A 6,000-nucleotide genomic window follows, 5' to 3' on the forward strand; every position below is an offset into this window, starting at 1 on the left:
GCAAGCCACAGCGCATATGGCGTTGCCGGTGTTGATCGTTTTTTGTACGGTTTCTGCGATGGTTGCCGCTGTGGACAAGGCCGGGCATGCTGGCAACTGATTTTCTATTCCAAGGGCTGTCGATCAGCCGAAGCAAGGAGAACACGATGTCCAACACCCTGTTTATTACCGGCGCGACTTCCGGTTTTGGTGAAGCCTGCGCCCGTCGTTTTGCTGAAGCCGGCTGGAAACTGGTGCTGACAGGTCGTCGTGAAGAGCGCCTCAATGCCCTGTGCGCCGAGTTGTCGAAGCAGACCGAGGTCCATGGCCTGGTGCTCGACGTACGGGATCGCAAGGCCATGGAGGAGGCGATTGCCAACCTGCCGCCGTCCTTCGCCAAGCTGCGCGGGCTGATCAACAATGCCGGCCTGGCCTTGGGCGTGGACCCGGCCCCCAAGTGCGATCTTGATGATTGGGACACCATGGTCGACACCAACATCAAAGGCCTGATGTACAGCACTCACCTGTTGTTGCCGCGTTTGATCGCTCACGGTCGTGGCGCCAGCATCGTCAACCTCGGTTCCATCGCCGGCAACTACCCGTACCCGGGCAGCCACGTATATGGCGCGAGCAAGGCGTTCGTCAAACAGTTCTCCCTGAACCTGCGTTGCGACCTGCAAGGGACTGGCGTGCGGGTCAGCAACATCGAACCGGGCCTGTGCGAGAGCGAGTTCTCGCTGGTGCGTTTCGCCGGTGACCAGGAGCGTTACAACGCCACTTACGCTGGCGCCGAGCCGATCCAGCCACAAGACATCGCCGAGACCATTTTCTGGGTCCTCAACGCACCGGCCCACATCAACATCAACAGCCTTGAGCTGATGCCGGTGAGCCAGACCTGGAGCGGGTTTGCGATTGAGCGTAAGGCGTAAGGCCGAGTAACGGCTGTTCGCGGGCAAGCCTCGCTCCTACAGGTTTTGTGTTGAATCACGATTCTACGAGCGACACATAACCTGTAGGAGCGAGGCTTGCCCGCGAAAGCAATCTCTCAGTCAGCGCAAATACTCGGCCAACCCGCGATAGCAGGTTGCCAAGTGATAAGGCGTAGTCGAAGGCATGTCCTTGCGGCTCACTTCGCCCTGCTCATCGCGACACTCATACCAGCCGCCCGCATGCAAAAAGCGCTGTTGCAGCGCCTGCAATTGGCGCTGCACAGCGGCTTCGCTGCCCGGGCGCAAAGTCAGGGCACGCAGGTATTCAGCCTGGGCCCAGATGCGTTGGGTCGCATCACGAGGATGGTCGTCCAGTTCCAGCATCGCGCACACAGCGCCTGTGTGCTGATCCACACCCAGTTGCTCAGTCAGCGTAAAGGCGTGGTCCAGCGACGCATGCAGTCTGGAGCCGTGCAGCAAGGGTGAGGACTCCAGCAGGAAATACCATTCGAACTGATGGCCTGGCTCGAACCAGTTATCCACAGCCCCAAGCGGCTTTTCCATCAACACCGCGTGTTGCGGGTCGATGAAGCGCTTTTGCATGGCTGTGCATAACTCGACAAGCGCACTCTGCACAGCAACGTCTTCGCGCACCGAAAGGATGGCGAGGAAGGCTTCGGCCAAATGCATCAATGGATTTTGCAGCGGCCCGGCGTTGAGCGAGGACCAATCACGGTCCAGGCTGGCTTCGTACAGGCCGTCGCCTGTGGCGAAGCGCTGCGCCAACACTTCCAGCGTGGCGTTGAGCACCGACTCCACCAGCGGTTCGCGAACCTTGTCCCAATAATGGGCGCAGGCGAACAGGATGAAGGCATGGGTGTAGAGGTCTTTGCGCTGATCCAGCGGCTCACCTTGCGGGTCGATGCTGTAGAACCAGCCGCCATGCTCGGCATCGTGGAAATGCTGTTGCAAGGAGCGGAACAGCGCCGCCGCCCGTTCTTCGGCCTGAGGCACTTGGCCGATCAGGCTGGAAAACAGGTACAGCTGCCGCGCGCAAGCCATGGCCCGATAGCGCTGCGGTGGCAGCGGCTGATGCTCGGCGTCCAGCGCTTCATAAGGCAATGCCATGTCGGCATTCCAGCCGGGGCCTTGCCAGAGCGGCACGATCACGTCCTGGAAGTGCTGTTGCACCGAGGCGAACAGAGCGGTCAATTCAGGCTGGGAAGCGGAGCGGGAAACATGCGGCATTGGCTGGCGTCGTCACGGCAGGGTTAATTGCGCGACATGTTAGCAGGCCTGAGAGACGCAGTGTCTGTCAGGCCGCCTTCGCGGGCAAGCCTCGCTCCCACAGGTTATTCGTTGTCCGCACACCGCGACCGACACAATTCCTGTAGGAGCGAGGTTTGCCCGCGAAGAGGCCATAACAGGCGATAAAGAAATCAACCCGCCAGCAACCACACCCCAGTCGCCGCCGAAGCCGCACCCGCCAACCGAACCAGTGGTGCGGCAGCCTGAGGCAAGACGCGAACCGCCGCATAACCCGCTGCATGCAAAGCCGCTGTCGCTGCCACAAACCCTGCGGCATACGCCCACGGGCTCGACATGTCCGGCAATTCCAGCCCATGCGCCACGCCATGAAACAGCGCGAACAACGCAGTCGCCCCCACCGCCACGCTCAGCGGCGGACGCACCGCCAAAGCCACTGCCAGGCCCAACGCCAATACCGATGCCGCAATCCCGCCCTCCAGCGCCGGCAGGTTCAACCCTTCAAAGCCCAGCAGCCCGCCGATCAGCATAGTGCCCACGAACGTGCACGGCAGCGCCCAGCGCGCGGCACCTTTCTGCTGCGCAGCCCACAACCCCACGGCAACCATTGCCAACAAATGATCGAGACCACCAATCGGATGGCTGATGCCAGCGATCAAGCCATTGTCGCCGTGGCCCGGATGTGCAAAGGCGATGGCCGGGGTCAGCAGCAGGGCCATGGCGCCCAGAATGCGTTTCAGTGTCATGGATAAGCTTCCTTGTTGATAAGTGTGATCAGGCCGCAGTCAGCAAGCCCTGGCGTTCGATGAAGGCGATGATTGCTTCCAGACCCTGGCCGGTTTTCTGGTTGCTGAAGACGAACGGTTTGCCGTTGCGCATGCGTTGGGTGTCGCTGTCCATCAGCTCTAGCGAGGCGCCTACCAGCGGCGCGAGGTCGATCTTGTTGATCACCAGCAAATCGGATTTGCAGATCCCCGGCCCGCCCTTGCGCGGCAGTTTGTCGCCAGCCGAGACGTCGATCACGTAAATGGTCAGGTCGGACAGTTCCGGGCTGAAGGTTGCCGAGAGGTTGTCGCCACCGGACTCCACCAGGATCAGGTCCAGCCCCGGGAAGCGCCGGTTCAGTTGATCCACGGCTTCGAGGTTGATCGAGGCGTCTTCGCGGATCGCGGTGTGCGGGCAGCCGCCGGTTTCCACGCCGATGATCCGTTCGGGCGCCAGGGCTTCGTTGCGCACCAGGAAGTCGGCGTCTTCGCGGGTGTAGATGTCGTTGGTCACGACGGCCAGGTTGTAGCGGTCGCGCAGGGCCAGGCACAGGGCCAGGGTCAGGGCGGTTTTGCCGGAGCCGACCGGGCCGCCGATGCCGACGCGCAGAGGTTGTGTGTTCATGTGGTTCTCCAAAATAAAAGGCCCTAGGAACGGAACAGACGGCTGTACTGGCGCTCATGGGCCATGCATGCCAGGGACAGGCCGAAAGCGGCGCTGCCAGAGTGTTCGGGGTTGATTCGGGTGGCGTCTTGCTGCGCCTGTTGCAGCAGCGGCAGCAGTTCGCTGGTCAGGCGCTGCGCAGCTTGCTGGCCCAAGGGCAGGGTTTTCATCAGCACTGCCAATTGGTTTTCCAGCCAGCTCCAGAGCCAGGCGGCCAGCGCATCTTGCGGGCTGATCTGCCAGGCGCGGGCCGCCAGCGCCCAGCCAAGGGCCAGGTGTGGTTCAGGGCATTGGTCGAGAAAGGCCCGGGCCGGCGCATCCAGTTCCGGTAAGCCGTTGAGCAGTTGCTTCAGCGAATAGCCCATCTGCCGGCTTTCCTGATGCAGCTCACGGGTTTCCCGGCTGGCGCGATGTTCTTCGCAGTGTTGCAGCAGTTCGGCCCAGTTTTCTTCGGCCGCAGCGGTGCAATGGGCGAGCAGTAGCGGCGCTTCGAAACGCGCCAGGTTCAGCAGCAACTGATCGCTGATCCAGCGCCGCGCGCTGTCGGGATCGTCCACTCGGCCGTTATCCACAGCCATCTCCAAACCCTGGGAATAGCTGTAGCCGCCAATCGGCAGCTGTGGGCTGGCTAGACGCAGCAGCGCCCAGGCCGGGTTCATAAGCGCACGCCGAACTGGTGCAGTTTCGGCGGGTAGTTGAAATCCTCGTCACCATGGCGCGAATGGTGATGGCCGCCGCCGTAGGCACCATGTTCCGGCTGGAACGGCGCTTCGATGTTCTCGGCGTTGGCGCCCAGTTGCTCGAGCATGGCCTTGAGCACGTAATCGTCGAGCAGGCGCAACCAGCCATCGCCGACCTGCAGGGCCACATGGCGGTTGCCCAGGTGATAGGCGGCGCGGGTCAGTTCGAAAGCGTTGGCGCAGGTGACGTGCAGAAGTTGTTCGGGGCGAGCACAGACGCGAACCACGCGCCCGTCTTCGGCTTGCAGGCATTCACCGTCATACAGTGGCGGCTGACCGCGCTCCAAAAACAACCCGACGTCTTCACCCTCGGCACTGAAACAGCGCAAGCGGCTTTTGCTCCGGGCTTCGAAGGTCAGGTGCAACTCGGCGGCCCAGACGGGTTGAGGGTCGATTCTGCGATGAATCACCAGCATCGGAAGGCTTCCAGCAATGGACAATGCTCAGGGACAGAGCAAGGGGCTTGCCAATCGGGGGAAGCGTAGGAAATGGCTGTCGGAGTGCAGGGGGATGATTCAGGAAGTGGCGGGCTTTGGCTGGGATTGGTGCGTGCGGGAAAGATTGTGCGCAAAGTTGGTGCGTGCGCGGTGCTCCAGATCGTTCCCACGCTCTGCGTGGGAATGCAGCCCGGGACGCTCTGCGTCCCAAGAGCGGACGCAGAGCGTCCATTGAGTCATTCCCACGCAGAGCGTGGGAACGATCATCAGTGGGGGATTACTCGGTGCTGCCCAAGCCCTGCCAATGCTTGAGGCCAATAAAGATAAACCGCAGCTGCTGAGTGATTTTCGCTTGAGGCGTCAGATGATCCGGCAACGCCTGCGCCGGTGGATCGATGATGTCCGGCAAGGTGGCGAACACGCTTTTGACGATCAGATCAGCCATGACACTCAGGCCTGCGATGTCCAGATGCTGCAGTTTGGGCATCAGCGACAAGTCCGCCGCCAGGTCCGAGCTGATGTCTTCGCGCAAGCGGCCAATGGCCTGGCGCACCGGCAGTGAGCCGCCGTACTGCTCGCGGGCAAGAAACAGAAACTGCGAACGATTGGCCGTGACCACGTCGAGAAAGATCCGCACCGAGGCGTCGATGATGCCACCCATGACGAACTCGTTATGGCGCACCAGGCGGATGGTTTCACGGAAGGTCTGACCGACTTCGCTCACCAGCACCAGGCCCAGTTCATCCATGTCGGCGAAATGCCGGTAGAAACCGGTGGGTACGATCCCGGCGGTTCGGGTCACTTCGCGCAGGCTCAAGCTGCCGAATCCTCGGCCGCTTTCCATCAAGTGGCGGGCAGCGTCCATCAGGGCGTTGCGGGTCTGTTGTTTCTGTTCGGCGCGGGGCAGCATCGCAAGGGTGTTTTCTGGACAGGACAGCGGCGCACTCTAGCAAATCGGCTTCGCTGGCGTCGAACGGCTATCGAGAGATCACGCGGGGAAATACAGCTTCTATAAAGTCAAAAGCCCAATCCGGGGATTGGGCTTTTTTTCGGGGCCGCCATGGGCTTAGCTCACAGCGCTGTTGCGTTCGATCACACGGTCACCACCACCTTCAGCCAGGGTTTGGCCTTGTGGAGTGCGGTCGGAACCGTCAGCGGCCAGGGTTTGACCTTGTGGAGTGCGGTCGGAACCGTCAGCGGCCAGGGTTTGACCTTGTGGAG

General features: G+C 61.6%; 7 protein-coding genes. 1 reads left to right on the top strand and 6 read right to left on the bottom strand.

Annotation, left to right across the window (positions count from 1 at the left end):
- Window positions 1–146 precede the first annotated feature (146 nt).
- Window positions 147–908 (top strand): SDR family oxidoreductase, encoded by a 762-nt coding sequence (locus PMI18_RS11110; protein ID WP_007902727.1) that lies wholly within the window; start codon window positions 147–149, stop codon window positions 906–908.
- 120 nt (window positions 909–1,028) lie between these two features.
- On the opposite strand, the gene PMI18_RS11105 is transcribed toward PMI18_RS11110, so the two are convergent.
- The 6 genes from PMI18_RS11105 to PMI18_RS11080 form a co-directional block, all read right to left on the bottom strand.
- A complete protein-coding gene (locus tag PMI18_RS11105; RefSeq protein ID WP_007902728.1) occupies window positions 1,029–2,156 on the bottom strand; it encodes an AGE family epimerase/isomerase in 1,128 nt (375 codons plus the stop codon).
- 191 nt (window positions 2,157–2,347) lie between these two features.
- Entirely contained in the window at window positions 2,348–2,920 is a 573-nt protein-coding gene (locus PMI18_RS11100) for a HupE/UreJ family protein (RefSeq protein WP_007902729.1), read from the bottom strand.
- A 28-nt stretch (window positions 2,921–2,948) separates the two neighbouring features.
- The gene (ureG, locus tag PMI18_RS11095; RefSeq protein ID WP_007902730.1) at window positions 2,949–3,563 is read right to left on the bottom strand and encodes an urease accessory protein UreG; all 615 of its coding nucleotides are present in this window, start codon (window positions 3,561–3,563) and stop codon (window positions 2,949–2,951) included.
- Between the two features lie 23 nt (window positions 3,564–3,586).
- Window positions 3,587–4,261 (bottom strand): urease accessory protein UreF, encoded by a 675-nt coding sequence (locus tag PMI18_RS11090; protein WP_007902731.1) that lies wholly within the window; start codon window positions 4,259–4,261, stop codon window positions 3,587–3,589.
- Window positions 4,258–4,758, bottom strand: coding sequence for an urease accessory protein UreE (gene ureE, locus PMI18_RS11085; protein ID WP_007902732.1), 501 nt, complete (start codon window positions 4,756–4,758; stop codon window positions 4,258–4,260). The genes PMI18_RS11090 and ureE overlap by 4 nt, the downstream gene beginning before the upstream one ends.
- A 298-nt stretch (window positions 4,759–5,056) precedes the next feature.
- Complete coding sequence (locus PMI18_RS11080) at window positions 5,057–5,689, bottom strand: TetR family transcriptional regulator (protein WP_007902733.1); 633 nt, start codon at window positions 5,687–5,689, stop codon at window positions 5,057–5,059.
- Window positions 5,690–6,000 lie beyond the last annotated feature (311 nt).

Origin of the sequence: Pseudomonas sp. GM102, assembly GCF_000282555.1 — a bacterium.
In the GTDB taxonomy this organism is placed as follows: domain Bacteria; phylum Pseudomonadota; class Gammaproteobacteria; order Pseudomonadales; family Pseudomonadaceae; genus Aquipseudomonas.